Source organism: Streptomyces sp. NBC_01426, from assembly GCF_036231985.1.
GTDB lineage: Bacteria > Actinomycetota > Actinomycetes > Streptomycetales > Streptomycetaceae > Streptomyces.
Map to the genome: position 1 here is coordinate 1719512 of NZ_CP109500.1, position 26979 is coordinate 1746490.

General features: G+C 72.1%; 25 protein-coding genes. 14 read left to right on the forward strand and 11 right to left on the reverse strand.

All coding sequences use genetic code 11. The features are described from left to right. The first annotated feature begins 101 nt into the window (after positions 1 to 101). The 6 genes from OG906_RS07580 to OG906_RS07605 all read left to right on the forward strand — a co-directional run bounded on the left by OG906_RS07580 (position 102) and on the right by OG906_RS07605 (position 6269). Complete coding sequence (locus OG906_RS07580; protein WP_329441139.1) at positions 102 to 1748, forward strand: ABC-F family ATP-binding cassette domain-containing protein; 1647 nt, start codon at positions 102 to 104, stop codon at positions 1746 to 1748. A gap of 853 nt (positions 1749 to 2601) precedes the next feature. Next, entirely contained in the window at positions 2602 to 3573 is a 972-nt protein-coding gene (locus OG906_RS07585; RefSeq protein ID WP_329441142.1) for an acyl-ACP desaturase, read from the forward strand. A gap of 72 nt (positions 3574 to 3645) precedes the next feature. Continuing rightward, on the forward strand, positions 3646 to 3945 hold the full coding sequence (locus OG906_RS07590; RefSeq protein WP_329441144.1) for a hypothetical protein: 300 nt from the start codon (positions 3646 to 3648) through the stop codon (positions 3943 to 3945). Then, entirely contained in the window at positions 3938 to 5068 is a 1131-nt protein-coding gene (locus OG906_RS07595) for a hypothetical protein (protein ID WP_329441145.1), read from the forward strand. The genes OG906_RS07590 and OG906_RS07595 overlap by 8 nt, the downstream gene beginning before the upstream one ends. Beyond that, positions 5065 to 5685: a hypothetical protein gene (locus OG906_RS07600; RefSeq protein ID WP_329441147.1), complete on the forward strand. Its 621-nt coding sequence runs from the start codon at positions 5065 to 5067 to the stop codon at positions 5683 to 5685. The genes OG906_RS07595 and OG906_RS07600 overlap by 4 nt, the downstream gene beginning before the upstream one ends. A gap of 62 nt (positions 5686 to 5747) precedes the next feature. Further along, positions 5748 to 6269 carry a hypothetical protein gene (locus tag OG906_RS07605; protein ID WP_329441149.1) on the forward strand — a complete coding sequence of 174 codons (522 nt, stop codon included), beginning with the start codon at positions 5748 to 5750 and terminating at the stop codon, positions 6267 to 6269. Here the strand turns inward: OG906_RS07605 and OG906_RS07610 are convergent, their stop codons facing one another. The 3 genes from OG906_RS07610 to ligD form a co-directional block, all read right to left on the reverse strand. Further along, positions 6270 to 6527: a WhiB family transcriptional regulator gene (locus tag OG906_RS07610; protein WP_385637113.1), complete on the reverse strand. Its 258-nt coding sequence runs from the start codon at positions 6525 to 6527 to the stop codon at positions 6270 to 6272. A 71-nt stretch (positions 6528 to 6598) separates the two neighbouring features. Continuing rightward, a complete protein-coding gene (locus tag OG906_RS07615) occupies positions 6599 to 7108 on the reverse strand; it encodes an HAD domain-containing protein (protein WP_329441151.1) in 510 nt (169 codons plus the stop codon). 161 nt (positions 7109 to 7269) lie between these two features. Then, a complete protein-coding gene (gene ligD / locus OG906_RS07620) occupies positions 7270 to 8289 on the reverse strand; it encodes a non-homologous end-joining DNA ligase (RefSeq protein ID WP_267802143.1) in 1020 nt (339 codons plus the stop codon). 75 nt (positions 8290 to 8364) lie between these two features. On the opposite strand from ligD, the gene OG906_RS07625 reads away from it, so the two are divergent. Next, complete coding sequence (locus tag OG906_RS07625; protein ID WP_329441155.1) at positions 8365 to 9462, forward strand: ATP-dependent DNA ligase; 1098 nt, start codon at positions 8365 to 8367, stop codon at positions 9460 to 9462. A gap of 102 nt (positions 9463 to 9564) precedes the next feature. Here OG906_RS07625 and OG906_RS07630 read toward each other — a convergent pair whose 3' ends face one another. Both OG906_RS07630 and OG906_RS07635 read right to left on the reverse strand, forming a co-directional pair. Beyond that, positions 9565 to 10956: an NAD(P)/FAD-dependent oxidoreductase gene (locus OG906_RS07630; RefSeq protein ID WP_329441157.1), complete on the reverse strand. Its 1392-nt coding sequence runs from the start codon at positions 10954 to 10956 to the stop codon at positions 9565 to 9567. Between the two features lie 257 nt (positions 10957 to 11213). Continuing rightward, complete coding sequence (locus tag OG906_RS07635) at positions 11214 to 12221, reverse strand: NAD(P)/FAD-dependent oxidoreductase (RefSeq protein WP_329441159.1); 1008 nt, start codon at positions 12219 to 12221, stop codon at positions 11214 to 11216. A 228-nt stretch (positions 12222 to 12449) separates the two neighbouring features. Between OG906_RS07635 and OG906_RS07640 the strand changes: the two genes are divergently transcribed. Next, the gene (locus OG906_RS07640) at positions 12450 to 12965 is read left to right on the forward strand and encodes a nucleotide triphosphate diphosphatase NUDT15 (protein WP_329441161.1); all 516 of its coding nucleotides are present in this window, start codon (positions 12450 to 12452) and stop codon (positions 12963 to 12965) included. 58 nt (positions 12966 to 13023) lie between these two features. Here the strand turns inward: OG906_RS07640 and OG906_RS07645 are convergent, their stop codons facing one another. The 3 genes from OG906_RS07645 to OG906_RS07655 all read right to left on the reverse strand — a co-directional run bounded on the left by OG906_RS07645 (position 13024) and on the right by OG906_RS07655 (position 17610). Then, complete coding sequence (locus tag OG906_RS07645) at positions 13024 to 15126, reverse strand: MDR family MFS transporter (protein ID WP_329441163.1); 2103 nt, start codon at positions 15124 to 15126, stop codon at positions 13024 to 13026. A gap of 96 nt (positions 15127 to 15222) precedes the next feature. After that, the gene (locus tag OG906_RS07650) at positions 15223 to 16572 is read right to left on the reverse strand and encodes a 6-phospho-beta-glucosidase (RefSeq protein ID WP_329441165.1); all 1350 of its coding nucleotides are present in this window, start codon (positions 16570 to 16572) and stop codon (positions 15223 to 15225) included. Positions 16573 to 16710: 138 nt separating this feature from the next. After that, a complete protein-coding gene (locus tag OG906_RS07655) occupies positions 16711 to 17610 on the reverse strand; it encodes a helix-turn-helix domain-containing protein (protein ID WP_267802136.1) in 900 nt (299 codons plus the stop codon). 310 nt (positions 17611 to 17920) lie between these two features. Here OG906_RS07655 and OG906_RS07660 point away from each other — a divergent pair, with 310 nt between their 5' ends. The 3 genes from OG906_RS07660 to OG906_RS07670 all read left to right on the forward strand — a co-directional run bounded on the left by OG906_RS07660 (position 17921) and on the right by OG906_RS07670 (position 20392). Then, entirely contained in the window at positions 17921 to 18589 is a 669-nt protein-coding gene (locus OG906_RS07660; protein WP_267827159.1) for a helix-turn-helix domain-containing protein, read from the forward strand. Positions 18590 to 18653: 64 nt separating this feature from the next. Next, positions 18654 to 19211, forward strand: a complete 558-nt coding sequence (locus OG906_RS07665) for a toxin-antitoxin system, toxin component (protein WP_267802134.1) — start codon at positions 18654 to 18656, stop codon at positions 19209 to 19211. Further along, positions 19208 to 20392: an MAB_1171c family putative transporter gene (locus OG906_RS07670; RefSeq protein ID WP_329441169.1), complete on the forward strand. Its 1185-nt coding sequence runs from the start codon at positions 19208 to 19210 to the stop codon at positions 20390 to 20392. Before OG906_RS07665 ends, OG906_RS07670 begins: the two co-directional genes overlap by 4 nt. A gap of 33 nt (positions 20393 to 20425) precedes the next feature. Here the strand turns inward: OG906_RS07670 and OG906_RS07675 are convergent, their stop codons facing one another. Both OG906_RS07675 and OG906_RS07680 read right to left on the reverse strand, forming a co-directional pair. Continuing rightward, positions 20426 to 21202, reverse strand: coding sequence for a bestrophin-like domain (locus tag OG906_RS07675; protein WP_267827163.1), 777 nt, complete (start codon positions 21200 to 21202; stop codon positions 20426 to 20428). A gap of 54 nt (positions 21203 to 21256) precedes the next feature. After that, a complete protein-coding gene (locus tag OG906_RS07680) occupies positions 21257 to 21874 on the reverse strand; it encodes a hypothetical protein (protein WP_329441172.1) in 618 nt (205 codons plus the stop codon). Between the two features lie 342 nt (positions 21875 to 22216). On the opposite strand from OG906_RS07680, the gene OG906_RS07685 reads away from it, so the two are divergent. From OG906_RS07685 to OG906_RS07695, 3 genes are read left to right on the forward strand one after another with little or no spacing between them, the layout of a single operon-like run. Beyond that, complete coding sequence (locus tag OG906_RS07685) at positions 22217 to 23746, forward strand: YfcC family protein (protein WP_329441174.1); 1530 nt, start codon at positions 22217 to 22219, stop codon at positions 23744 to 23746. A 41-nt stretch (positions 23747 to 23787) separates the two neighbouring features. Further along, entirely contained in the window at positions 23788 to 25098 is a 1311-nt protein-coding gene (locus OG906_RS07690) for a sensor histidine kinase (RefSeq protein ID WP_329441176.1), read from the forward strand. Continuing rightward, positions 25086 to 25754 (forward strand): response regulator transcription factor, encoded by a 669-nt coding sequence (locus OG906_RS07695; RefSeq protein WP_329441178.1) that lies wholly within the window; start codon positions 25086 to 25088, stop codon positions 25752 to 25754. Before OG906_RS07690 ends, OG906_RS07695 begins: the two co-directional genes overlap by 13 nt. Here OG906_RS07695 and OG906_RS07700 read toward each other — a convergent pair. Then, positions 25672 to 26970, reverse strand: coding sequence for a glycosyltransferase 87 family protein (locus OG906_RS07700; RefSeq protein WP_329441181.1), 1299 nt, complete (start codon positions 26968 to 26970; stop codon positions 25672 to 25674). The two genes, OG906_RS07695 and OG906_RS07700, sit on opposite strands and share 83 nt — an antisense overlap. Between the last annotated feature and the right edge of the window lie 9 nt (positions 26971 to 26979).

Here is a 26979-nt window from a genome sequence, read left to right on the forward strand (position 1 = left end):
CACGAGACCCCGTGACCGCCGTGCCCCCGTGACCGATCGTCCCGACCTGTCGGCTGTCTCCCCCGCGTTGCATTCGATCACCACGCAACCTGGAGGCCTCCATGAGCCCCACCCCTGCCTTTCTGACCTGCACCGACCTGTCCTTCGCCTGGCCCGACGGGACCCCGGTCCTCGATGACTTCCAGCTGACCGTCGGCCCCGGCCGAACCGGTCTGATCGGAGTCAACGGCTGCGGAAAATCCACGCTGTTGAAACTCTTCGCCGGTCAACTCCAGCCGGCGGAGGGCCGATTGTCCGTCGCCGGTACCGTCGGCCATCTTCCGCAGGACGTCACACTGGACGTTGCCCTGCGCGTGGACGAGGCGCTCGGCATCCGCGAGACCCGCACCGCGCTCCACGCCATCGAGGCGGGTGAGGCGACCGAGGAGAACTTCACCGCCGTCGGCGACGACTGGGACGTCGAGGAGCGGGCCCTCGCCACCCTCGACCAACTCGGCCTCGGTCGGATCGGACTCGACCGGACCGTGGGCGAGCTGTCGGGCGGCGAGTGCGTCCTGCTGCGACTGGCGGCCCTGCTGCTGGCCCGCCCGGACGTCCTGCTGCTCGACGAACCCACCAACAACCTGGACCTGCGCGCCCGCCGCCGCCTCTACGCGGCGGTGGAGTCCTGGTCGGGGGTGATGGTCCTGGTCAGCCACGACCGGGAACTGCTGGAGCGGGTCGATCAGATCGCCGACCTGCGCGACGGGGAAGTCCGTTGGTACGGAGGGAACTTCACCGAGTACGAGGAACTCCTCGCCGCCGAGCAGGAGGCGGCCGAGCGGATGGTCCGGGTCGCGGAGGCCGACGTCCAGCGCCAGAAGCGCGAACTGTCCGAAGCCCAGATGAAGTTGGCCCGGCGCAAGCGCTACGGACAGAAGATGTACGACACCAAGCGCGAGCCGAAGATCATCATGAACGCACGCAAGCGCGCCGCCCAGGAGTCGGCGGGCAAGCACCACATCATGCACGCCGAGAAACTGGCGGGCGCCCGCGAACGGTTGGACCAGGCCGCCGAGGCGGTCCGGGACGACGACGAGATCCGGATCAAACTGCCCGCGACGCAGGTGCCGCCGGGCCGGCGCGTGCTGACCCTGAGCGACGTGCGGCTCGTCCACGGGGCATCGGTACCGGGCGAATGGGAGCTGCGCGGACCGGAACGCATCGCGCTCGTCGGCGGCAACGGGTCCGGCAAGACCACTCTGTTGCGGACGATCGCCGGACAGGTGGCGCCGGTGTCGGGGGAAGCGTTGACGCACGTGCCAACGCGTTTCCTGCCGCAGCGGCTGGACGCGGAGGTACTGGACGACGAGCGCTCGGTGGTGGAGAACGTGGCGCGGTTCGCCCCGCACGCCACGAACAACCTGATTCGGGCACGCCTCGCGCACTTCCTGTTCCGGGGCGCCCGGGCGGACCGGCCGGCCGGCACCCTGTCGGGCGGTGAACGGTTCCGCGCGGCCCTGGCGGCCCTGCTGCTGGCCGAGCCGGCACCGCAGTTGCTGATGCTGGACGAGCCGACCAACAACCTCGATCTGGCGAGCGTGCGGCAACTCACGGACGCCCTGGCGTCCTACGAGGGCGCGCTGCTGGTGGCCTCGCACGACGTGCCGTTCCTGGAGTCGATCGGCATCACGCGCTGGCTGCTGCTCGACGGCGCGTTGCGACCGACGACGGCCGAAGAGGTCAGGGAGTCCCTGTGGCACACCTGACGGTGGGCTTCGGGATCGGTGGCTTCGGCGACCGGGGCGGCCTCGGGGACTTCGGGACCGTGCCGGCGCGGTCCTGAGGCGGCTGGTCCCGAGGTACCGTTCCCGGGGCCGCCGTGTCCCGACGTGGCGGACCCGGGATCGGCGGTCTCTCGCCCGGCCCGCCATTCCGTTCAGCCCCACCGCCCCCCTCGGGGCCGGCCCGCACCGCACGCACGCGATGCGCCGAAGCGGACCGGCCCGCCCCTCGACGGCCCGAGGGCCGACGTGGCTCGACGACCCGGCGCGGTTTCCCGATTCGCACATGAACCCGTTCCGCAACGGCTCCGCCCGGGGCGGAGCCCGCTCGACCGCACCCTCACCCCCGGACCCCGGCACTGGTGGTACGGGAGAACGGCTCGACCCCGATCCCGACCACCACCCGAGGCGACCGCAATCCGCGAAGCCCCCACCGGGCTCGGGCGAACGCCCACGCCTCCACACCGGTGCACACGGGTCCACGCGGTTCCACCCGGGCACACCGGCACCGCACGAGTACCGCACGAGGGCCGACGCGTACCCACCCACGCCCACAAGCCCCCCGGCACCGTCCGAAACGACCCCCTCAGGGCGAGGGCGTGCGCCACGCACGCACCTTCGAGGTCAATCCGGAGGGGTCGAACCACCGGGTGGCGTGATTTGTCTCCCCCGTTTCGCCCCTCAAAGGCCCCTCCAACACCCCTCAGAACTGCATAGATAACTGGACGCAATCGGACATATAACCGCCTGGGGCTTGGCTGGCCTTGATGTCGCGCTTAACCTACGACTCCGTAGGCTACGGAACCGTAGGTAATTCGCTGTCCCCCCAGGAGCACCCGTGACAATCACCTCTCCCCACCTCGGCAGCTCGGAGGCGTGGACGGACGCCAAGTTGCTGTTCGCGCTGGAAGAGGTGGTCGAAAAGGAGCTCAACCGCCACCTGCAGGTCACCAAGGACTGGATGCCCCACGACTACGTTCCGTGGAGCGACGGCCGGAACTTCCCCGCCTTCTTCGAGGACGGCGAGGCGTGGGACCCCGAGCAGTCCAAGGTCACCGACATCGGCAAGATCGCCCTCGTCGTCAACCTGCTGACCGAGGACAACCTCCCCAGCTACCACCACGAGATCGCGTCACTTTTCGGCCGCAACGGCGCCTGGGGCACCTGGGTGCACCGCTGGACCGCCGAGGAGGGTCGCCACGGCATCGTGATGCGCGACTACCTGCTGGCCTCGCGCGCCGTGGACCCGGACAAGCTCGAAGCATTCCGGATGCAGCACATGTCCGAGGGCTTCGAGTCCGACAACCGGCACTCGATGCTGCACTCCGTGGCGTACGTCGCCTTCCAGGAGCTCGCGACCCGCATCTCCCACCGCAACACCGGCCACCAGTCCGGTGACCCGATCTGCGACCGGATGCTGGCCCGCATCGCGCAGGACGAGAACCTGCACATGATCTTCTACCGCAACCTGCTGGGCGCCGCCTTCGAGCTGGCCCCGGACCTGACCATGCAGGCCGTGCGCGACGTCGTGGTCGGCTTCCGGATGCCCGGACACGGCATGCCCGGCTTCGAGCGGATGGCCGCGCAGATGGCGATCGGCGGGGTCTACAACCTGCGGATCCACCACGACGACGTACTGAGCCCCGTGATCCGATTCCTGAAGATCATGGACATCGACGGTCTCGGCCCCGAGGGACAGAAGGCGCAGGAGGAGCTCGGGCTCTTCATGGGCGGCCTGGACAGCGAGGCCAGCAAGTTCGACGAGCGCCTGGCCGCCCGCGCGGCGCGCATCGCGGCCCGCAAGGGCTGACCGATTTCCGCTCGCTCGCGCGAGTGATGCCGATTGCCCTGGCAGAGCAGCGCTCTGCCAGGGTTTCGCGTCATGACCTTCCTCCAGGTGGAAATCGACCAGCTGACCCGTCTGACCCGGGCACTGGACTCCTCACTGGTCTCCCTGCGGGAGGCGCGCAAGGCGCTGGACCACGTCCGCGCCGACCAACTGGGCACCCGCGACCTCGACGCCGCCTGCGACGACTTCCAGGAGAAGTGGGCCTACGGCACGCGTGAGCTGACCAAACGCGTGAAGAACGTACGGGCGGGCGTGGACCGCAGCGCCGCCGAGTACGCGGAGCTGGACAAGGCCATCCGTGACGCCTTCCGCCAGGCCGCGGCCCGTGGCTGACCACCCCGCGCTGGGCTTCGATCCGGCCCCCGGACACCCGGCCTCCGTCCTGGCCCTGGCCAAGAAGCTCACCACCTCCGCGACCTCCCTCGGGGAAGCCGGCCGGGTCGTCGGAGCCCTCGTCTCGCACAGCGCGAGCTGGCAGGGCGAAGCCGCCACCGCCTTCCGCGCCTCCCTGTCGAGCGAACTCCCCCGCTACCTCAACGCGGCCCACACCTCCCTGACGGACGCCGCCCGGCAGCTCAACACCTGGCACGAAACCCTGGTGTCCCACCGCGCCCTGGCCGCCCGCTACGAATCCCATGCCGCCGCCGCCACGACCGACGAGGCCCTCGCCGACGCCCGCCGCCTGGCCCACGAACTCGCCTCCGACCACACGGCGTCGGCCCGCGCCATCGCCAAGACCCTGAACTCGGCAGCCGCGAAACTGGCCCCGAAGGAACCGGGCATGCTCGCGTCACTGTGGAACAAGATCACGGAAGACCCGGGCGACGCCCTGTCGAACGCGTCGGCCATCCTGGGCGCCGTGGGCGCGGGCGTGGCCCTGTTCTGTCCGCCGGCCGGCCTCGCCGTGATGCTCGTCGCCGGTGGTCTCTCACTGGCCGCCCTCGGAACGCACCTCGCGGACCCGAAGTTCCGCAAACCCCTGACCGACGGCGTCACCAAGGGCGAGTTCGACGCGGACTTCTGGAAGAGCAGCGTGACACTGCTGGGCGACAGCCTGGGCGCGGTACCGGGCGTGGCCGCCGTGGCAACCGGCGCCAAGGCCGGCACGGTCGCCGCCCGCGCCGCGATGGCCGTCCCCGAAGCCAGCGCCCTCTCCGGCCTCTCCCCGGGCGCAGGCACGTTCGCCCGCACCACCTGGACGGCGGCCGAGGATCTCCGGCAGGTGGAGAACCCCCTCTCCACCTGGGCCCTGCGCTCGTCGACTCCCGAGGTCAGGGAGCGGGTCGGCGTCGGTGTGGCGGCGGTGGGTGCGGTGACCGCCGGAGTTGGCTACACGACCGACAACGAGACGGTCGAACAGGGTTCCACGGCAGTCGACGGCGCCCGGGCCGCGATCGAGGACGGTCCCTCCACGGCCGCCAAGTCAGCCCACTTCTGGACGGCGATCAGGACATGACGAGCGACACCGACATGCCTCCGCTGTGGTTCCGGCTGCCGCCCGGCTTCCACGACATCGGGCCCGGCGACCGGACCGCGCTCGACGCCATGGCGGTCGCCCTGAACAGTCCCGATGCGCGGAGGCAACTCGGGCAGCTGACGGATGGTCTGCGTGAACTGGCCGATCACCAGGTGGTGCACACTGCGATCGGTCTGCATCCGGACGAGACCAACGGGGTCGCCACGTCCCTGTTCTCCCTGACCGCGAGGCCGTCTCCGGATTCCCGTCCGCGACTGAACGTGGCACGGGCCGCACTCGCGATCACTCGATCTGGCGTGTGGAGCGATTCGACCAGCCGAGCCATCGATCTCCCCTCGTCGCTCCCCTGCTGTCTGATCAGCGGCACCATCACGTTGCCCGGAACGGGGCAGGAGATGTTTCAAGCGAGAGTGGCGACAGCCCACGCGTGCGCGCCGCACGTCCTCGTCTTGGACCTCACCAGCGCGGCGACCCACTACGCCGAGGCATACGGCGACATCCTCGAAGCGATCGCCCACACCCTCACCTTCTCGGACCCCACACCGGGCAGTTCGAGTGAACCGCGGACTTCACGCATCCTGGAGGTGCTCTCGTGATGCCTCTACTGACGAAGGTCGCATGGGACCACCCGCCCACCACCGCCGGTTACAGACGGCTGGTGACACGACGAACCAAGTGGGCTGCTTTGTTGGGCGGCTCGATGCTCGTCTCCGTCGTGTGTCTCCGGTACGGGCTGATCCCGCAGGCGAGGCTCGCGTTCATCGCCGTCATCCTGGTCGTGGTGCCCTATGTCCCCGTGGTGCTCATCGCCTACATCCGGCGCCACCGCGTCGCCGCGGTACTTCGGTCCTATCCATGGCACGAGCACGCTTGCTCGTATGCACCCCGTGCCACCGGCATTCAGGCGACCATCAGGATCCCGTTCTCGGAAACGTACACATCCGCCTACCGGCTCATCCCGTTCCCCCTGGATCTGGCCACCATCGAGAACGATCATCCGGATCGGATCTGGTTCGCGGGCGACCCCCGTTTCGGTGGGGTCGTGTCTCCCGTCGGCGGCCACTACCCGGTCCGGGCCGTACCCGCCAAGGTGCCGGCCGAGGGTTGGCACGGTGGGGATGACGTGCTGGCTTCGCGGGTGGGGTTGCGGCGGCGGAGTGGGAAGGGGACGCAGACCTGATCAGTGGCGGGGGCGGAGGGCGAGGCGTTCGGTTTCCGAGAGGCCGCCCCAGACTCCGAAGCGTTCATCGTTCGCCAGGGCGTACTCCAGGCACGCGACGCGCCCCTCGCACGCACCGCACAGGCGCTTCGCGTCGCGCAGCGAGGAGCCCGGCTCCGGGAAGAAGAAGCCCGGGCCCGTCTGGGCGCACAGGGCGAGTTCGTACCAGGCGGGGGCGGCTACTGCGGTGGTCGGCCGTTCACTCGTGTTCATCGACATGCCGCCGATACTCATCGCCGCCGATGGACGTCCGATCAACGCCTGATCAACACCGCTGTCACGCGCACGATCTACGGGTGGTCGTGTACCCACCGCGCCAACGCGGCGAAGTCCCGGTCGGTCAGCCCCGTACGGGGGTCGACGCGGTGCAGCAGGGTCGGGGCCGGGTGATGTGCGGCCACCCAAGCCCGGTCCGCGGGGGTGATCTCGTCGTCGACCCAGAGGAACGGGCGTCCGGCCGCCCATCGCATCAGGGTGCGGGTCTTCCAGTGGAGCCCGGCCCGCTCGTCCTCCTCGGCCGGATCCGGCCAGGCCACGACGGGTAGGTCCGGGAGCCCGATGCGTGGCGCGACGTACTCGTTCGCGTCGTCCATCCATGTCGTCGCCCACACCAGGTCGCACCTCAGCGCCGTGAGCCGCGCCCCGAGCGCGGGGTCGAGCCGGGCCAGGAGGGGGTTGCCTCCGGAGTCGCCTTCGTTCCCCTGCTGCGCGGGACCCTCGCGGTGGCCGGTGCCGCCGAACGGGATGAGGGGGCCATCGACGTCGAGGAAGAGCAGGGCGCGCCGCGTGGACCCGGTCATCGTCGTACCGTATCCGGCGGTACCGGGCCGAGCGGTCAACCCGCGCGCCTGCCCGGCTCGGTCAATCCGCGCGCCTGCCCGGCTCGGTCGGTCCTCGTGCCTGCCCGGCTCGTCCCGTCCCCGGCTCGTCCCGTCCCCGGCTGGGCCCGCCCCCGGCTCGGTCAGTCCTCGTGCTTGGCGCGGCTCGGTTGGACGCGCTTGGGCTCGCCCGGCATCTTCGGGTAGTCGGGCGGGTAGGGCATGTCGCCCATCCCGTGCTCGTGTTCCTGCCGGTCCGCGAGTTCGAGTACGGCGTCCAGCACGAAGGCGTGCTCGTCCATGTCGGCGTGGAGGTCGCCGAGTTCGGCGAAGCGCGCCGGCATGGTGACGATGTCGAAGTCGCGCGGCTCGGCGTCGTCCACCTCGTCCCAGCGCAGCGGGGCCGAAACCGGGGCGTGCGGACGTGGGCGGACGGAGTACGCGGAGGCGATGGTCCGGTCGCGGGCGGTCTGGTTGTAGTCGACGAAGATCCGCTCGCCCCGCTCCTCCTTCCACCAGGCCGTGGTGACCTTGCCCGGCATCCTTCGCTCCAGTTCCCGGCCCAGCGCGATCGCGCAGCGCCGGACCTCCGTGAACGTCCAGCGCGGTGCGATCGGCACGAAGACGTGCAGCCCGCGCCCACCCGAGGTCTTCGGCCAGCCCCGCAGGCCCAGTTCCTCCAGCAGTGCGCGCAACTCGTGGGCGGCGGCCACCGCATGGTGGTAGTCGGTGCCCGGTTGCGGGTCCAGGTCGATGCGCAGTTCGTCCGGCCGGTCGGTGTCCTCTCGGCGCACCGGCCAGGGGTGGAAGGTGAGGCAGCCCAGGTTGGCGGCCCACAGGACGGCGGCCGGCTCGGTCGGGCAGATCTCGTCGGCCGTACGGCCGCTGGGGAAGGCGATGTGGGCCGTCGGGATCCAGTCGGGCAGGTTCTTCGGGGCCCGCTTCTGGAAGAAGGACTCGCCGTCCACACCGTCCGGGAACCGCTCCAGCGTGGTGGGGCGGTCGCGCAGGGCGCGGGTGATCCCGGGCGCGACGGCGAGGTAGTACTCGGCGACGTCGCGCTTGGTGAGGCCGCGCTCCGGAAAGTAGACCTTGTCGGGGCTGGACAGCCGGACCGTCCGCCCTCCCGCTTCCAACTCGATGGCATTGCCCGCAGCACCCATGTGCGCCACGTTAGGCGGGCCCGGCCGGGTGCGCATACCGGGCGGGTCCGGACGTACCACCGCAGAATCGAAGACATGGATCTACCGGTGATGCCCCCTGTGAAGCCGATGCTCGCCAAGTCCGTGGCCAAGATCCCGCCCGGCATGCAGTACGAGGCCAAATGGGACGGCTTCCGGGCGATCGTGCACCGTGACGGTGACGAGGTCGAGATCGGCAGCCGCACCGGGAAGAGCCTGACCAGGTACTTCCCCGAGCTGGTGACGGCTCTGCGGGAGAACCTGCCGGAGCGCTGCGTCGTGGACGGCGAGATCGTGATCATCCACGACGCGCGGCTCGACTTCGACCGACTCACGGAGCGGATCCATCCGGCCGCGTCCCGCGTGAAACTCCTCGCGGAAACCACCCCGGCCGGTTTCATCGCCTTCGATCTGCTCGCGCTCGACGACCGGGCCCTCCTGGACACCCCGCTCTCCGAACGCCGCGAGACCCTCGCCCACGCCCTTTCCACCGCTCGGCCCCCCGTCCACCTCGCGCCCGCGACCACCGACCTCGCACAGGCGCAGGAGTGGTTCGAGCTGTTCGAGGGCGCCGGGCTCGACGGGGTGATCGCCAAACCCCTCGATCTCCCCTACCGGCCGGACGCCCGACTCATGTTCAAGATCAAGCACGAGCGTACGGCCGACGTCGTCCTCGCGGGTTTTCGTTTCCACAAGAGCGGTCCGATTGTCGGATCGCTGCTCCTGGGCCTGTACGACGACCACGGCGCCCTCCAACACGTCGGCGTGTGCGCCGCCTTCCCCATGAAGCGTCGCGCCGAGCTGATCGACGAACTCGAACCGCTACGCATGCCGGACCCCGCCGGCCACCCCTGGGCGGCGTGGGCCGAGGAGTCCGCGCACGAGAGCGCCCGGCTGCCCGGGGCGCAGAGCCGGTGGACCGGCAAGAAGGACCTGTCCTGGGTGCCGCTGCGCCCGGAGCGTGTCTGCGAGGTCAAGTACGACCACATGGAGGGCGACCGGTTCCGGCACACCGCGCAGTTCCGCCGCTGGCGGCCGGACCGGACCCCGCAGAGCTGCACGTACGCCCAGCTGGAGGAGGTCGTCCGCTACGACCTCGGTGAGGTGCTCGGAACGGGAACGCCCCGTGCGGGGAGCGGAACGGGCCAGGGCTAGGCCCTGTCGTCACCGCGCTCTCGCCACGCCGTCGCCCGCCCTCGCCCCGCCCTCGCCCCACCCTCACCTCACCCCCACCTCACCCTCACCCCCACCTCACCCTCACCCCGCCGTCAGCTTCTCCCATGCGGCGCGATCCGGTCCGACCTCGTTCGGCGCGTAGTCCGGTCGTTCCGCGAGCCAGCGCGCCACCCGCGCCCTGATCTCCGGGTCCGCGTAAGCCCGTTCCGGCGGATCGGCCAGGTGGCGCACGCGGGCCCGCGCCCGCATCACCTCCGGGTCCTCCAGAGCGCAGTCGAACAGTGCGGCCACCTCGCGCGCCGTCCCCGTACGACCCGCCCTGGTCGCGAACCGCTCCCCGATGGCCGCGTCGGCCACGACCTGGAAGTCGAACCACGGCTTCAGCGTCCGGAGCGCCCAGGCGTGGTAGTCGGCGGCGAACCGGTACGAGCCCGGGTCCTGGTGCGCCGTGCGCGCCACCCGGCTCGCGGCCCACAGGGCGAGCGAGGTCCCCTGGCCCAGGGTCGGGTTGGTGTGGGTGATGGCGTCCCCGACGGGCACCAGCCCGCTCACCACCGGACCCTGCTCGTCGGCGGGCGCGGACCAGCGGTTGTCCAGGCTCGCGGCGGCCATGACGTCGGACAGCGGTTCGCCTCCCAGGCCCAGCCACGCGGCGCCGGGAGGGAAGGCGCGCGCGGCGGCCTCGAACACCTCGGGATCGCGCAGCGCGGCGCGCGTGGGGTCCCCCGTGTGCACGAACAGGGTGACGGCGAAGACCCTGTTGTCGGCGGGGAACACCGCGCACCCGGCGAACGCGCCGCCGGTGACCGCCCAGGGGCGGCGCGGGCCTTCGTCCATGCCGTCGGGCAGCCGGTACCAGCGGCAGAAGTACGCCAACCCGGTGCGGTGCCGTTCCACGGGGACGGGCCGGCAGCCCGCCTCGGCCAGGAAGCGTTCGACGCCGCCCCGCCGCCCGCCCGCGTCGACCACGAGGTCCCCGGAGAACGTCCCGGTCGGCGCGGTCAGCCCCGTGACCCGGATGCCCTCGGACCCGGCCACCGTGGTCAGCCCGGTGACCGGCTCCCCGTGCCGTGCGACCACCCCGGTCTCGGCGCGCAGGGCGGTGGCCAGCGCGCTCTCCAGGACGATGCGCCGGGCCTGGAGCATGACGAGGTCCTCGTCGCCGGGGCGGGTGGGCGGGCGGGCGTCGAACCAGTCGAGCTCGTGCCGTTCACGGGCCCCGAGCCGCAGCATCTCCGCGTGGACATCGGGCAGTTCGACGCGCAGTACGTTCCGGGCGGCGCCGAGCAGCGCGTGCGGTTGGGTGGCCTGGGGCACGGACGGGCGGCGCCAGCCGAAGAAGTCCCGGTCGAGCGCGGTACCGGGGGCCCGGGCGTCCCGTTCGAAGAGTTCCACGGTATGGCCGCGCCGGGCGGCGAGCAGCGCGGTCGCCTGCCCTCCGATACCTCCGCCGATGATCAGGACATGTGCCATTGCGCCCCCCTGAGCCAAGGAACCGTACGACGATCACACGGATCAGAGCCTGCACGGTCGGCAGGTGTCCGAAACCCGCACACATGTCCCCATCGCATCGCCCGACCGCGTGAACGAGCGGAACACGTACGAGCGGAACAAGTACGAGAGGCACAGGTACGAGAGGCACGGGCGCGAGCGGCACAGGTGCGGGCGGAACAGGCGGGCGGAGGAGAAGGGCGCCCGGAACGGTCGTGGCCGCCACGGCGGCGACAGGGTCAGCCGGCGTCGCCCCGCCCGGCCCGCAGCGCACGGCGGGTCTCCTCCTCGATCAGGTCGGTGTTGATGGCGACGGCCGCCCGTACCCCTTGCGCGGCGGCGCCCGCCACCTGCTCCATCGGGGCCGTGACATTGCCCGCCGCCCACACCCCGGGCAGCGCCGTCGCCCCGGTCTGCGGATCCGCGTCCACACAGGTGCCGATGACCCGGCCGTCCCGCTCGATCGTGGCCGTCGGCAGCCCCAGGCCGGTCAACACCCCGGATCGGGCGGTGAATCGCGGAGCCACCACCAGCGCCCGACAGGCCACCGACCGGCCGTCCGCCAGCACGACTGCGGCGAGCCGGTCGTCCGTACCCACGTCCAGGCCCGTCACCTCGTCCTCGACCACCTCGACCCCCCGGGCAGCGAGCAGCTCACGCTCGTCCGGCCCCGGTGTCCAGGTGTGGGTCAGCAGCGTCACCCGGTCGCTCCACTGGCGCCAGAGCCCCGCCTGGTGCGCGGCGAGCGGCCCGGTGGCCAGCACGGCGAGGGGCACGTCCCGCACCTCCCAGCCGTGGCAGTACGGGCAGTGCAGCACGTCCCGCCCCCAACGCTCCCGGAGCCCCGGCACGGGCGGCAGCTCGTCCAGCAGCCCGGTCGCGACCAGGAGTCGGCCCGCGCGTACGGCCGAACCGTCCCCGCACCGGAGCAGGAATCCCCCGCCGGGTACACGATCGGCGGCGACGACCGTACCGGCGGCCCCGGACCGGATGCGGGCCCCGTACCCGAGCACCTCCGCCCGCCCGCGGGCCAACAGGTCGGCAGGGCTCGTACCGTCGTGACCGAGGTACCCGTGCAGGTGCGCGGCGGGGGCGTTGCGCGGGCTGCCGGAGTCGAGCACCAGCACCGAACGCCGGGCCCTGGCCAGGGTCAGCGCCCCGGCGAGCCCGGCGGCCCCGCCGCCCACGACCACGACGTCCACGACATCCGCGTCGTCCACCACACCGAGCCCACCCGTCGCACTCATCGCATCCGTCACACCGTTTGCATCCGTCGCACCGATCGCATCCGTCGAACCAGTCGTTTCCACCACGCCCACCATGCCCATCACACCCACCATGCCCACCACACCCATCGCATTCGATCCACCCGCCACGCCCGCCGCGGGGGCTCGCGCCCGTCCGTGGCGGGTCCCGAGCGTCGCCCCGACGCGTCCCGCTTGACAAATGTTCTTGCCGAATCGGCAAATGAACCCATGGCCCCCGCACCCGCCGCGCCCACCGGCCCCACCGACCCCGCGTCATCCCCCGAGCCCTGGGTACGCGCCGCCCCCCGGCCGAACGCCGTCGTCGGCGTCGGGCTCGTCGTGGTCGACGCCGACGGCCGGGTCCTGCTCGGCATGGCCCACGACGGCCGCTGGGAACTGCCCGGCGGCAAGGTGGACGCCGGGGAGGGCTTCGAACAGGCCGCGGCCCGGGAACTCGCCGAGGAGACCGGCCTGCGCGCGGAACCCGAGGACATCGACGTCCTGGCCGTCCACATCGACTCCGCGGCCGGCCTGACGCGACTGACCGCGGCCGCCGTCACCCACACCGCCGAAGGCACACCGGCGGCCACCGAGCCCGACAAGATCGCCCGATGGGCCTGGTTCGCCCCCACCGAGATCCCGACGGACCTCTACGTCCCCTCGGTGACGGTCCTGCGCACCTGCCTCCCCGAAGCACGTCACCTGCCCGACGTCTCGACGTACGACTACGCGACGCACGACTAGGCCGTCTCTCTCGGATCTCCTGCCCCCACGCCGCCCGAACCGGGACCGGACCCTTCGGTCAGGTCGCCGCCCCCGCGATGGGCCTCGGCGCGAAGTTGCCGTCGCCCAGGTCCTCCGCCAGCAGCCGCTTGGCGATCGCGTCCGCGGCCGCGCGCAGTTCCGCGCTGCGCGGCCGGCCCCGGTCCTTCTCCAGCTGGTCACCGAGCCAGTCGCCCCAGGCGCGCGAGATGACGCCCGCCTCCCGCTCCCCCGCATGGGTCAGCGAGACGAAGTCGTTCTCCCGGGTCAGGTACCCCTCGTCCACCATCCGTTCGAAGACCGGCAGCAGGACCTCCGGCGGGAGCGAGCGCCGCGCCGCGACCAGGCCGAGGCTCGCGTACCCGACCGTCCGGATCAGCAGGTCCACCTGCATCACCGCCCACGCACCCGCGATGTCCAGGCGGGTGTCCGAGGCGCCGACGATCCCGCGCGCCGTGTCCGCGCCCATGCTCCGTACGAGTTTTCCGACGGCCAGCTCCAGCAGCTTGGCCGAGTCCCCGGAGGCCGTGGCCGGCGAGCCGAAGCCGTCGCCCATGTCGGTCGAGCCGGCCCGGGCGCTGTCGCGCAGTCGGACCTGCTTGAGGAAGAGGGCGACGACGAACCCGAACAGCGCGACCGGCACGGTCCACAGGAACACCGTGTGCAGGGCGTGCGCGTACGCCTCGATGATCGGCGCGGCCGTCGCCGGGTCCAGCCCGTGCACCCCCTCGGGGCTCTGCGCGGCCTTGGCCACCTGCGCCGGGTCCGCCCCCGTGGCTCGCGCGGCCTCCGGGATCGCGGCCTCCAGCGCGGGTCCCAGGCTGTTCGCGTAGATGGTGCCGAAGACCGCGGTGCCGAAGGCGCTGCCGAGCGTACGGAAGAAGGTGACGCCGGAGGTGGCCGTGCCCAGGTCGGCGTAGTCCACGGTGTTCTGCACGGCGATCGTCAGGACCTGCATGGACAGGCCGATGCCGGTGCCGAGCACGAACATGTACAGCGATTCCAGCCAGGACGCGGTCCCCAGCTCCATCCGCGAGAGCAGGTACAGGCCCAGGGCCATGACGGCACAGCCCACGATGGGGAAGATCCGGTAGCGGCCGGTCTTGCTGACGGCGTTTCCGCTGAAGACGGAGGCGATCAGCAGGCCGATGACCAGGGGCAGGGTGCGGACGCCCGAGACCATGGCGGAGTCCCCGTCCACGTACTGGAGGTACGTCGGCAGGAAGGTCATCGCGCCGAGCATCGCGAACCCGACGACGAAGCTCAGGACGGAGCACACCGCGAAGACGGGATTGTGGAAGAGCCGCATCGGCAGCATCGGCTCCGCGGCCCGCGTCTCGACCACGCAGAAGAGGGCCAGCGCGACGAGACCGCCCGCGAACAGGCCGATGATGACGCCCGAGGTCCAGGCGTACTCGTTGCCGCCCCAACTGGTGGCCAGGATCAGCGCGCTCGCCCCGATGGCGATCAGGGCGATGCCCAGGTAGTCGATGACGGGCTTGCCCTCGGCGCGCACCGACGGGATGGTGCGGGCGGCCGCGATGACGACGAGGATCGCGATGGGGACGTTGACGTAGAAGCACCAACGCCAGGTCAGCTGGTCGGTGAACAGGCCGCCGAGCAGCGGTCCGATGACGGTGGCGACGCCGAAGACGGCGCCGATCATGCCCTGGTACTTTCCGCGTTCGCGCAGCGGGACCACGTCGGCGATCAGTGCCATCGCCGTGACCATCAGGCCACCGGCGCCGATGCCCTGGACGCCGCGCCACACGATCAGCAGGGTCATGTTGCTCGCGAGACCGCACAGGAAAGAGCCGGTGATGAAGATGACGGCGGAGAGCTGGAAGATCAGTTTCCGGCCGAAGAGGTCGCCGAACTTGCCGACCAGTACGGTCGAGACGGTCTCCAGCAGCAGGTACGAGGTGACCACCCACGACATGTGGTCCCCGCCGCCGAGGTCGGCCACGATCGTGGGCAGGGCGGTGCCCACGATCGTCTGGTCGAGCGCGGCCAGCAGCACGCCCAGCATGATCGTGCCGAAGACGACGTTGCGCTGCCGCCGGTCGAGCACGGGGGGCGCCGCGGCTACGGCGGGGGCAGTGGTCACACCTCGCACTCTCACAGCGCGCCCGACGCGGCGCATGCGGCGCTGGGCCGTACGACTGACCCCGACAGGCCGGAGTACAACTGACCCCGACCCGCCGGAGTACGACCCGCCGCCCGCTCCCCCGGCGCCTCGTCAGCGCAGGTAGGCCAGCCCCGGGTGTTCCGCCGCGTACCCGTCGAGGAGGCGGCGGGCCACGCCCACCGAGTCCACGAGCGGGTGCAGGGCGAAGGCCTTGACGGCGTTCGCCCGCGAGCCGCTCGCCGCCGCGGCGAGGACCTCCCGCTCCACCGCCTTCACCGAGGTCACCAGCCCCACCGCGTGCAGCGGCAGGGGGGCCACGCCGACCGGGTGCGCCCCGTTGGCGTCGACCAGGCAGGGCACCTCGATGACCGCCTCGGCGTCGAGCACGGACAGGGTGGAGCCGTTGCGGACGTTCAGGATCAGGGTGGCGCGTTCGTCCCGGGCGATGGCCCGCATCAGCGCGAGCGCGACCTTCTCGTAGCCGCCGGACTCCAGGTCGCTCTCGTCGCGGTCGCCGACGCCCGCGGCCTCGCGGTTCTCGGCCATGTACGTGGCCTCGCGTTCCGCCCGGGTGCGGTCCCAGGCCGCGAGCGCCGCGCCGGCGGGCCGGCCGGGCAGGGCCGCCTCGGCGTAGAACCCGCGTTGCTGGTCGCGCAGGAAGGCCCCGCGGGTCTGCTCCACCTCCTGGTAGGCGCGCACGGTGTCACGGTTGAAGTAGTAGTAGTGGAGGTACTCGTTCGGGATCGCGCCGAGCGAGCGCAGCCACGCGGCGCCGAAGAGCCGGCCCTCCTCGAAGGACTCCAGGGCCGTGTCGTCGGCCAACAGGCGCGGCAGTTCGTCGCGGCCGCCGATGCGCAGCCCGCGGACCCATCCCAGGTGGTTGAGGCCCACGTAGTCGATCCAGGCCTCCTCGGGCCGGGCCCCCAGCAGGCGGGCGATGCGCCGGCCGAGCCCCACCGGGGAGTCGCAGATGCCGATCACCCGGTGTCCGAGTTCCTCGGCCATCGCCTCGGTCACCACGCTGGCCGGATTGGTGAAGTTGATGACCCAGGCCTCGGGGGCGATCCGGGCGATCCTGCGGGCGATCTCACGGACCACCGGCACGGTCCGCAGGCCGTACGCGATGCCGCCCGCGCCCACCGTCTCCTGCCCCAGCACTCCCTCGGCCAGGGCGATCCGCTCGTCGGCGGCGCGGCCGTCGAGGCCGCCGACACGAATGGCCGAAAAGACGAAGTCGGCTCCGCGCAGGGCCTCGTCGAGGTCCGTGGTGGCGACGACGATCGGCGCGTCCGGCACACCGACGGCCTGGTCCGCGAGCACCCGCGCCATGGCGGTGAGCCGGCCGGAATCCTCGTCGTACAGGGTCACGTGGGTCACCCGGCCCTCGGCGTGGTCGCCGAGCAGGGCTCCGTGAACGAGCGGTACGCGGAATCCGCCCCCGCCGAGGATGGTCAGCCGCACGCTTCTACCGCCCTTCGCCAGTGCCACGATCGGCGACACGAATGCGGTGGCGCGGCCGACGCGCCCCCGATCCGCGGCATCCGGGACGCGGCACACGATCAAGGGCCCCAGTGTCCCCCGCCGGCGCCCCGCCGGGGATCACTCCGCCGGCGACGGCACGGCGCGCAGGCGCGCCCCCTGCTGGTACGGGGAGGTCGGCACGCTGCGGATCGGGCCGGTCGGCAGACCCTGCGGCGCCGACAGGACGAGCGTGATCCGGGTCAGGCCCATCCCCTCCAGCATGTGGCTCGATTCGGCCACCATCCGGCAGCGCACCAGACCCCAGCCGGGCTCCGGGTGGCGCACGGTCCGTACGGCCCCGTCCTGTTCGGCGGCGGCCGCCCCGTGGGTGCTCAACCAGTGCGGGACGCCGTACCGGTAGGCGGCCTCCATGAACGGGTCGCGGGCCACCTCCTGGCGGATGCTGCGCAGCCCCTCGTCGTCCGGGGCGCCGGCCAGGGCGTTGGCGAACTGGGCCAGGAGCGGTACGCACCAGGCCGGTTCGTGGTCCTCCAGCACGGCCGCCGCGTCGGGGTGGAACAGCACGAAGCGCAGGAAGTTGTCGTCCGGCAGGGCCGTGGGGTGCGGGCGCACGGACTGGAAGAGCCGGTCGAAGGCGGAGTTGGTCAGGGCCACGTCCCAGCGGTGATCCACCAGGAAGCTCGGGTAGGGCACGGCCTCCATCAAAGCCGCGTAGTCGCACAGGTAGTCGCGTTGGGCGGGGTCCTCGGGCAGCCGGTTCTCCTCGGCCGCGCGCCAGGTGGGCGGCGGGTCCCGGTCGACCATGACCCGGAACAGCCAGAAGCACTGCCGCTCGCTCATCTCCAGGGACTCGGCCAGGGCGAGCAGCTTCCGGTCGGTCCATTCCTTGACCAGGCCGCGTTCCCAGTTTCCGTACGCGCGCACGCTGATGCCCAGCCGTGCGGCGATGTCCTCCTGGCTCAACCCGAGTTCTTCGCGACGCCGGCGCAAAATCTCCTTGCGTCGCTCCGACCGCACTGCGCCACGGGCGGATTCATCGTCCGCCAGGCGCTCCTCACCGGCTCGGGCGAGGCCATCGGACGGGCCCACCGCTGCGAGATGTAGCACCGAGAGCTCCCCCTCCTCACGGTCTGGATCTTCATTTCCGTGTGGCGATCCTGCTACCGACTTCATTCGAGTGTCAACTATTGTGGCAATTCCAGCCTCCTGGCAGCTCATTCCCGCCACAGCTGTGGCAAGTTCTGGCCCTGCCGCGAGAGACCGGATAGATTCCCTGAGGCCGACTCACGTGCCTGTACCGACCTCGCGCGATCTAGGAGAACCACTGGTGACAGACGGCTTCCCGGCTCCCGTCGCGGTGGCCAACGTGTCTCTGGCAGCCACCGTCACGCGGGTAGCCGAACTCGCGGGCAAAATGGGTCGCGACCTGAACCAGGTCTTCGACCTGCGCAAGCTCTCGGACGCCTCCGGCGTCCCCACGGACGTGGTCAAAACCCTCCTCGACGGCCGGCGGGCCGGCGAACCCGATCTCCAGACACGCTTCCTCCAGCGACTGGACCTGCTGCGGCGCACCCGGGTGAAACCCAACGGCCGCCGCTACACTCAGCAGGAGATCGCGGACGGCGCGGGCATGTCCCGGCAGCAGGCGGGAGCCTTGATCAACGGCGACCGGCGGCCCACCATGGAGCACTGCGACGCCATCCAGCGCTTCTTCGGGGTACACGCGGGCTTCCTCACCGCCCACGACGCCGACGCCCTGACCGACGCACTCCAGCGGACCGAACAGCAGTTGCTCCAGGACTTCGCCGGACGCGAGCCGCAAACCGTACCGGCCGAAACCGCTTCGGTGGGCGATCCGCTGGCAAGACTGCTGCAGAACCACGGAGTGCGGGGGATCGCCTGGCGCGCCGCCCAACTGCCCAGCGACAAGCACCGGGACAAAGTGACGGAATGGCTGGACATGCTCCTGGAAAGCGTCAAACCGAACGAATCATGACCCAGTCGAAAGTCTGGATCTGATCCTTGAGTCCTGATCCGGATCCGCGCCGACGGGGAGAACGGTGAGCATAGGCAGAGAGCAGCGGCGGTTGTGCGGGGAACTCGTGGCCGGCCTCAGGCTGACCACCCCCGTGGAACCCGTGGACCTCTACGCCGCCCTCTGTGAGGGCATGAGCAGACACCGCGGCCGCCCGGTGCAGTTCCGGATGGCGCCGTTCCCCCAGGGGACGGCGAGCGGCCTGTGGCTCGACATGGCGGACCGCGACCTCGTGGTCATCGAGGAACACACGGCGCCGGACCACCAACTGGTGATCCTCGGCCACGAGCTGTGGCACATGAAGGCCGGGCACTGCAGTCACCACGTCGACGGAGCCGCCGTCGCCGCCCGGATGCTGACCGACCAGGCCGATCTGGGCGAGACGGTTCGTCGGGTCGCCGCACGCACCCGCGCCGACGTCCGGGAAGAGACCGACGCGGAAACCTTCGGCCTCCTCCTCGGCAGCCGGTGCCGGACGTGGCTGGCCGGGTCCTCCGGCCAGCGCGCACCGGCGCAGCGCGACCAGTTGGCGGGCCGCATCGAGACCTCCCTCGGCTACCGGGGGCACAGGAACGAGCATTGAACGGACAGGACTACTACATACCGGCCGTCGCGATGGCGATCTCCCTCGTCTTCAAGCTGCCGGCACTGCGGACCAACTGGCGGGACCCGCTGCTGCGCTCGGTCTGTTTCCTGCTGCTCCTGGCCGGATCCGTCTTCACCTTCGCCGCCCCGCCCACCATCGGGGCCGTCAACCGGTGGACGGGAATCACCAACTTCTCCGCCCCCTGGGTCTACTGCCTGATGACGGCGTTCAGCGCATCCTGTCTGGTCCTCCTCCTCAACTGGAGGGGCGGACCGGCGGAGGACATCCGGCGCGCCTCCCGCCGATGGATCACCGGCTACGCCCTCGTCATCGCCGTCATCATGATCCTCTTCGCCCTCGGCTCCACCCCCGTGGAACGGCTGCGGGACTTCGACACCTACTACGCGAACACCCCGTACATCGGCGCCATGATCGGCCTCTACCTGGTGGCGCACAACGTGGCGGCCATGACCATGGTGGCGATGTGCTGGCGCTGGTCCCTCCAGGTGAACGGCTGGCTGCGCAGCGGCCTCGTCGTCATCGTCTGCGGTTACGCCTTCAGCCTCACCTACGACGCCGCGAAGATGTCCGCGGTCGTGGCCCGTTGGACCGGGAACAACCTCGACGACCTGAGCACCTACGTCGCCCCGCCGCTCGCGGCCGTGGGCGCGCTGATCAGCGCCGTCGGCTTCGTGGTGCCGCTGCTCTGCCAGCGGGTGTCGGACAGCCTGCACGCCTGGTCGACGTACCGACGCCTGGGCACGCTCTGGCACGAGGTCCAGCGCACCGCGCCCGCCGGCACCCCCGGCGTGCGGATGTCCTGGTGGTCGCCCGCCGAGATCCGGGTGATCCAACGGGAGTCGGACATCCACGACGGATTCCTGCGCCTCGGCCCCTGCTTCGACCGGCGGCACCGGGACCTCGCCTACGAACGGGCCCGCTCGGACGGGGAGGACGAGGCGACGGCACGCGCCGTGGCCGACGCCGCGATGGTGGCGGCGGCCGTGCGCGTCGGCGCCCTTGAGGGCGCGGGCGCCGGGGACGAGGTCGAGGGCGAACGAGTCCTCATCACCGCCGAGGGGGCGCGTGACCTGGTACGGATCTCCCACGCGCTGCGGCACTCCCCCGTGGTGGCGGCGGCGCGCCGGGACGCGGCTCTGGCCGGGACCGGCCCGTAGGCCTGCCCCGGCCAGAGCCGACAGAGGGAGCGTTCAGCGGGAAGCCGCTACCGACAGGGTGGGGAAGAGGTCCTGGAAGGGCCCGGCCGAGTCGATGCCGTCGCGGCCGTAGGGCGCGTCGAAGCTCCACACCATGAACAGCAGCATCACGATCAGCGCACTGAACAGCCCCGCCAGCAGCAACTCCCTTCCGGAACGGCGGATCTGGAGGGTGAAGATCAGCCCGACCGTCACCACCCCGCCGACCAGCAGGCCGAACCACACGACACCCGGCAGCGTGGACTCGTCGCTCTGCAGCCGCGAGTGGCGGGCGTCGTCGGCGGTCGCGATGTGGTCGAGCAGCGGCTGATAGGCCTGTGCCTGGAGTTCGGTGGTCGGGCTCTGGTGGGTGACGTCGCCGCGCAGCGTGCCGAGCAGCCGCGCGCCCTCGGCGGAAGCGGCCTCACCGGAGGTCAGGAGCGGCCAGTCCACGGAGACGGTGTGGGCGACGTACGCGTTCACCTCGCCCCGGATCCGGTCGCGGACCGGGGCCGGGTAGACGTCGGCGCGCTGGGTCACCTCGTACAGCGACTGGGCCTCGCGGCGCACGCTGTCCTCGGCGGTGCCGCGCGCCTCCCAGACGCCCGCGATGGCCAGGCCCAGGACGATCGCGTAGACCACGCCGACCATCATCGTCATGTACTCGATGACGTCGGGGGTCTCGCTGGTGTCCTCGTCGGCGGCGACCCGGCGGTGCCGGATCGTGGTGATGGTGAGGACGAGGGCGCAGACGAGCGCCATGGCGATGGCCAGGACCAGCCATTCGGACACGAGGGATCTCCCGTTCGGGGGTCGGTGGGGACGGGCCGCGCAGCCGCGGGGCGGCTAGCCGCGGCCCTTGGAGCGGGGGCGCAGCGCGGCGGCGGCGAGCACGGCGGGGGTTCCGACGACGACCATGAGCATCATGGCGGACAGGCCGTCGGGGCCCCGGCGTTCGGACGCCGCAGGGTGGTACGGGCGCATCCGGAAGGCGCTGGTGAACTCCGTGGCCGTCCGCGCCCGGGCCGGAGCGGGCGCGACCGTGGGCGCGACCGGCGGCACGGGTCCGGCGGGGGCCGCGGGCGGGGCGGCGGCGGGCACGGGCTCGGCCCCGGCGGCCGGTGGCGCGTCGGGCAGTCCCGGTGCCGGGGCGGCGGCGCGCGGGCCCTCGGCGGCGGGGAGCCCCGGGGCCCGGCCCGGGTGGTGGGCGGTCGGCCCGGCGCCGGGCAGGGTCACCCGGACGGGCGGCCGGACGGCGGGCGGCACGACGGACGGCACGGACGGCGGCCGGACGGTGGCGGGTCCGCCGGCGGGTGGCCGCACGTGCACGGACCCGCCCGGTACGCACACGTCCACTCGGGCGCCCCGCCCGTGGCCGTCCCCGGCGACGGCCACGTGCCCGTGCAGCGGGCAGAGGGCGCCCACCAGGCCCGCTCCGGCGACGTACTGCCATGCGCTCACCACGCGGCACGACCTCCCCATCCGTTCGTCAGCCAAGACCAGCGGCAAAGCGGGTCACGGCTGAAGAAACGATCACGGCGCGGCTTCGACACGCGGCAGACAGGTCAAGATCCTTGTACGAACGGTCACCTCGGGCCTCGGCCGGGCCGCCCTCACCCGCCCGGCCCATCCCGTCACGGCGTCCACACCGGCGTCGACCGATGATCGGAGGACCCCTTCCCGTGGATCGGCGGGCAGCCGGGGAGCAGAGGGGCGGTGGCGGATGGACACGGACGGCCGGCACGGCCCCGAGGCGCGGGCCGGTGTCCTCCTTCCGGGCGTGCGGCGCCCGCCGGGCGGTCGCCGATGACCACGACGCCGCCGCCTCCCGTCGTGGAGGAGGAACGGCCCGAGGGCAGGCGGTTCGTCTTCCCCAGCGCCCTGACGGTCCTGGCCGTCGTCACCGTGGCGGTCTGGCTGGTGGCCTTCCTCGTGCCGGCCGGCGCGTACGACCGCGACGACCGCGGTGCACCGATCTCCGGGACGTACCACCGGGTGGACGACGCCCGGACGTTCGTCGACCGCCTGGACGACCTGTTCCTGGCCCCGGTGAACGGGCTCTACGGCATCCAGGACACCACGACGCGGCTCGTCGGCCCCGACCTCTCGGGCGAGCTGTACGGAAGCGCGGGCGTCTTCCTCTTCGTCCTCGCCATCGGGTCGTTCATCACCGTCGTCTTCGCGACCGGCGCCCTCGACCGGGGCATCGCCCGCCTCGCGCACCGGCTGCGCGACCGGGGTCCGCTGCTGATCGCCGCCGTGATGCTGGTCTTCTCCATCCTCGGCACGGTCGAGGGCTTCGCCGAGGAGACCCTGGGCTTCTACGGCCTGCTGGTGCCGATGATGTTGGCGCTCGGATACGACCGGCTCGTCGCGGCCGGCACGGCGATCCTCGGTGCGGGCATCGGCGTGCTGTGCTCCACCGTGAACCCGTTCGCCACCGGGGTGGCCTCGTCGGCGGCCGACATCTCGCTGGGCGACGGCATCGCCCTGCGCTCCGTGATGTGGCTGGTCCTCACCACCGTCACCATCCTGTACGTCGTCCGCTACGCGCGACGGGTCCACAGGGATCCGTCGAAGTCCCTGTGCGGTTTCCTGCCCGGCGACCGGATGGAGAAGGCCGCCGCCGACTCGACCGAGGCACCGGAGTTGACCGGCCTCCACAAGACGGTGCTGGCGCTGCTCGTCCTCGTGTTCTCCTTCATGATCTTCTCGGTGGTGCCCTGGTCGAGCGCCCTCGGCGGGAAGTCGGACGCCCGCCCGTACCGCTGGGAGTTGGGGTGGTCCTTCCCCCAGCTTTCGGCCCTGTTCCTGTGCGCCGCCGTGTTGGTGGGCCTGGTGGCGCGGATGGGCGAGCCGCGGCTGAGTTCGACGATCATCCAGGGTGCGGCCGACTTCATGTCGCCGGCCCTCGTCATCATGCTGGCCCGCGGGGTCACGGTCATCATGAACAACTCCCGGATCACCGACACGGTCCTGCACTCCATCGAGGGCGCGGTCCGGGGCACGTCCTCGGGAGCGTTCGCCGTCATCGTCTTCCTGGTGAACCTCCCGCTGGCGTTCCTGATCCCCTCCACCTCGGGTCACGCCACCCTGGCGATGCCGATCCTGGCCCCGCTCGCCGACTTCGCGGGCGTCTCCCGCGCGCTGGTCGTCACGGCCTGGCAGGCGGCCAGCGGGTGGATGAACCTGTGGGTCCCGACCACCGCCGTCACCATCGGCGGCGTCGCGCTCGCCAAGGTCGGCTACGACAAGTACCTGCGCTTCGTCTGGCCGTTGCTGGCCATTCTCCTCGTTCTGGTCTGTGGGTTCCTGGTGTTGGGCGCGACCGTGTGACACAGGGCGGGAGCCGGCGCGCCGTCACATAGGCTGCCCGTATGTCCGCTTCCGTCGCCGTCCCGGAGCCACCTGCCGAGCCGGCCGTCGCCGTGTGGGCCGCGATGCGACGGCCGGGCCGGTTCCTGACGTCGTGGTGGCCCTGGCGCTGTTGGGGCTACCTCGGTACCGGATCCGTCCTGGGTTATGCCGTGCTGCTCGCCCTGGTCGGGCTGGTCGGGCTGGGACTGCTGCTCGCCGTCGTCGGCGTCGGTCTGCTGCTGCTGACCGCGGCCGCGACGCTGGGGGTGCCGCTCGGGCGGCTGGAGCGGCGGCGGCTGCGCTTCGTGGAGCCGGCGGCGGTCGCCGACCCGCACACCCCGCTCGCTGGCGCCCGACTGTCCGCCCGGCTGCGCACCCGACTGCGGGAACGCTCCACCTGGCGGGAGTTCGGGTACGCCGTGCTGCTCGGGCCCGTCTTCGGGGCGGCCGGCTTCGGGGTGCTCACGCTGCTCGCGTTCTCCCTGATCCTCGTCTCCACCCCGGTGTTCGTGTGGGCCGTCGCCCCCGAACAGGTCATGCTGATCCCCGGCCGGGTGGTGTCCGGCCCGCCGGAGGCCCTCTGCGGCACCGCCGTCGGACTGTTCGGGCTCGCCGTGTCCGGGTACGCCGGTGCGCTGCTCGCCGGGGCGCAGGTGAAGACCGTACGGTTGCTCCTCGGGCCGCGCGAGGAGGATGCCCGGATGTGGGAACTGACCCGTTCGCGGGTCCGTCTCGTCGACGCCTTCGAGGCCGAACGGCGGCGCATCGAACGGGACCTGCACGACGGGGCGCAGCAGCAACTGGTGGCCCTGAGCATGACGCTGGGGCTCGCCGAGATGGAGCTGCGCCAGGTCCCGGGGGCCGCCGACGCCGCCGCGCTCGTGGCCCGGGGGCGCGGCGAGGCGCGGCTGGCCCTGGAGCAACTGCGCGACCTGGTGCGGGGAATCCATCCGCAGGTGCTCAGCGACCACGGTCTCGCGGCCGCCGTCGCCGAGGTCGCGCAGCGCCATCCGGTGCCGGTGACGGTGGACCTGGACCTGCCCCGGCTGCCCGAGTCCGTCGAGGTCACCGCGTACTTCACGGTCACCGAGGCGCTGACGAACGCGGCCAAGCACAGCGGGGCGGCCCACATCGGCATCGCCGGTAGGGTCGAGGCGGACCGGCTCACTCTCACCATCACCGACGACGGCCGCGGCGGGGCCGATCCCGGCGCGGGAGCGGGCCTGGCGGGTCTCGCGGACAGGGTGGCGATGTTGCAGGGCAGGCTGGTGGTGTCCAGTCCGGTGGGTGGACCGACCGAACTCCGGGTGGAGGTGCCGTGCTCCGGCTGATCCTCGCCGAGGACTCCGTGCTCCTGCGGGCCGGTCTCACCGAGTTGTTGACCCGCGGCGGCCATCACGTGCTCGCCGCCGTCGGCGACGCCGATCAGTTGGTGCGGGCCGTGGAGGCGGAGCGGCCCGACGTGGTCGTCACGGATGTGCGGATGCCCCCCGACTTCCGGGACGAGGGGCTGCGGGCCGCGCTCGAACTGCGGTCCCGGGACGTCTCGTTGCCGGTGCTGGTGCTGTCCCAGTACGTGGCGACCGCGTACGCGACCCGGCTCCTCACCGCCGGTGACCGCGAGCGCGGCGCCGGCGGGCTGGGCTACCTGCTCAAGGACCGGGTCGGCGAGGTGGCCGAGTTCCTCGACGCCCTCGAACGGGTGGCCGGCGGGCAGACCGTCATCGATCCCGAGGTGGTGCGCGTCCTGCTGAGCGCCCGGACGGCGGACCTGCCCCTGTCGCGGCTCACCCCGCGCGAGCGCGAGGTCCTGGCCCTGATGGCGGAGGGGCTCAACAACCAGGCCTTGGCGGCCCGACTGTTCGTGACCGAGGCGGCCGTCGTCAAGCACGCGAGCAGCATCTTCATGAAGCTGGACCTGGACCCGACGGAGGGCAACCGTCGCGTCCTGGCCGTACTGGCCCACCTGCGGGGCGCACAGACCTGACCGCCCCGGGCGCACCGCCGCCCGGGGAGCCGTCCGTACGGATCGGAGGCGGCGCGACGGGACCGGCGCCCGAGTGCCGTCCGGAGCCCGCGACGACGAGGGTGCGGGCCGGGAGGGTCATCGAGCGGGCCCACAGGGAGAGCACCAGCGGCAGCGCCAGATAGCCGAAGCGGCCCGCCGGGGCCAGCAGGAAGGCCAGGGTGAGACCGATCGCGAGGCGGTCGGCGGCGGCGCGCAGCGTCCGGGGCGGACGCAGCACCAGCGAGGCGGCCACCGCGAGAGCACCCACCGCGAGGAAAGCCATCGTCAGATACCAGCCCCACGGCCCGAGTTCGGCGAGAAGGTGCCCCGGCAGGGGGCTGCTCGCCGGGGTCGGCACCTCGGCCCGGCCCGTCGGGAAGGCGAACACCTGCCCCCACATCTGCGCCGGTTGGAGCAGCGCGCCCGGCAGCACCAGGGCGGCCGTCCCCACGGCCGCCACCAGGGCGCAGCGCACCGCGGCCCGTCGGCCCCGAGCGGCCGCGAGGACGGCGACCGCCACCGCCACCGCGGGCAGCGCCGTCCACTTCAGCGCGCACGCCCCCGCGAGGGCCGCCCCGGCGAGCGCGGGCCGGCCGGCCACGGCCGCCGCCAGGGCCAGGCAGCACAGCCCGGTCAGCGGCAGGTCGACGCCGCTCACGACCAGCGGCAGCGCCAGGACCGGCGAGGCCACCAGGACGGGCAGCAGGCCCCCGGGGCGGGCGCCCGTCACCCGGCGCCCCGCCCACCACCCGCCGAACAGGGCCGCCGCGCACCACAGGCGGGCGTCCCCCGGCGGCCCGGGCAGCACGCTCGGGATGCCGAAGGCCGCCATGCCCGGCAGGTACGGGGTGTACTCCTCGACCCGTACGGGCCGGTCCACGTACATCCGCCCGGAGTCCAGGAGGAGGCGCCCGGACCGCTCGATGACCGCCACCTCGCTCTGTCCCTGCCCGGTCAGCACCAGCCACAGCAGCGGAACGGCCACGGCGCCCGTCAGGGCCACCGCGACGGCCGCCCCCGGGCGGCGCGCGGCGAGGCCGGCCGCTCCGAGGTAGCCGACGGCCGCGCACCAGCCCCAGAGCCGGTGCGGGGCGAGGGTGGAGAACAGCGGGAAGCACAGGGCCCACGCGGCCGCGAGCAGCCACAGGGCGGTCATCCGGGGCGCGGTCCACCAGGAGTCGGGGGAAGGGGTCATGGGTCCATT

What these genes read in the sequence shown, in the direction of transcription:
- OG906_RS07580 (WP_329441139.1), top strand. Translation starts at nt 102, where the DNA reads ATGAGCCCCACCCCTGCCTTTCTGACCTGCACCGACCTGTCCTTCGCC.
- OG906_RS07590 (WP_329441144.1), top strand. Translation starts at nt 3,646, where the DNA reads ATGACCTTCCTCCAGGTGGAAATCGACCAGCTGACCCGTCTGACCCGG.
- OG906_RS07600 (WP_329441147.1), top strand. Translation starts at nt 5,065, where the DNA reads ATGACGAGCGACACCGACATGCCTCCGCTGTGGTTCCGGCTGCCGCCC.
- OG906_RS07610 (WP_385637113.1), bottom strand. Translation starts at nt 6,527, where the DNA reads ATGTCGATGAACACGAGTGAACGGCCGACCACCGCAGTAGCCGCCCCC.
- OG906_RS07615 (WP_329441151.1), bottom strand. Translation starts at nt 7,108, where the DNA reads ATGACCGGGTCCACGCGGCGCGCCCTGCTCTTCCTCGACGTCGATGGC.
- ligD (WP_267802143.1), bottom strand. Translation starts at nt 8,289, where the DNA reads ATGGGTGCTGCGGGCAATGCCATCGAGTTGGAAGCGGGAGGGCGGACG.
- OG906_RS07625 (WP_329441155.1), top strand. Translation starts at nt 8,365, where the DNA reads ATGGATCTACCGGTGATGCCCCCTGTGAAGCCGATGCTCGCCAAGTCC.
- OG906_RS07630 (WP_329441157.1), bottom strand. Translation starts at nt 10,956, where the DNA reads ATGGCACATGTCCTGATCATCGGCGGAGGTATCGGAGGGCAGGCGACC.
- OG906_RS07635 (WP_329441159.1), bottom strand. Translation starts at nt 12,221, where the DNA reads ATGAGTGCGACGGGTGGGCTCGGTGTGGTGGACGACGCGGATGTCGTG.
- OG906_RS07640 (WP_329441161.1), top strand. Translation starts at nt 12,450, where the DNA reads ATGGCCCCCGCACCCGCCGCGCCCACCGGCCCCACCGACCCCGCGTCA.
- OG906_RS07645 (WP_329441163.1), bottom strand. Translation starts at nt 15,126, where the DNA reads ATGCGCCGCGTCGGGCGCGCTGTGAGAGTGCGAGGTGTGACCACTGCC.
- OG906_RS07685 (WP_329441174.1), top strand. Translation starts at nt 22,217, where the DNA reads ATGACCACGACGCCGCCGCCTCCCGTCGTGGAGGAGGAACGGCCCGAG.
- OG906_RS07690 (WP_329441176.1), top strand. Translation starts at nt 23,788, where the DNA reads ATGTCCGCTTCCGTCGCCGTCCCGGAGCCACCTGCCGAGCCGGCCGTC.
- OG906_RS07700 (WP_329441181.1), bottom strand. Translation starts at nt 26,970, where the DNA reads ATGACCCCTTCCCCCGACTCCTGGTGGACCGCGCCCCGGATGACCGCC.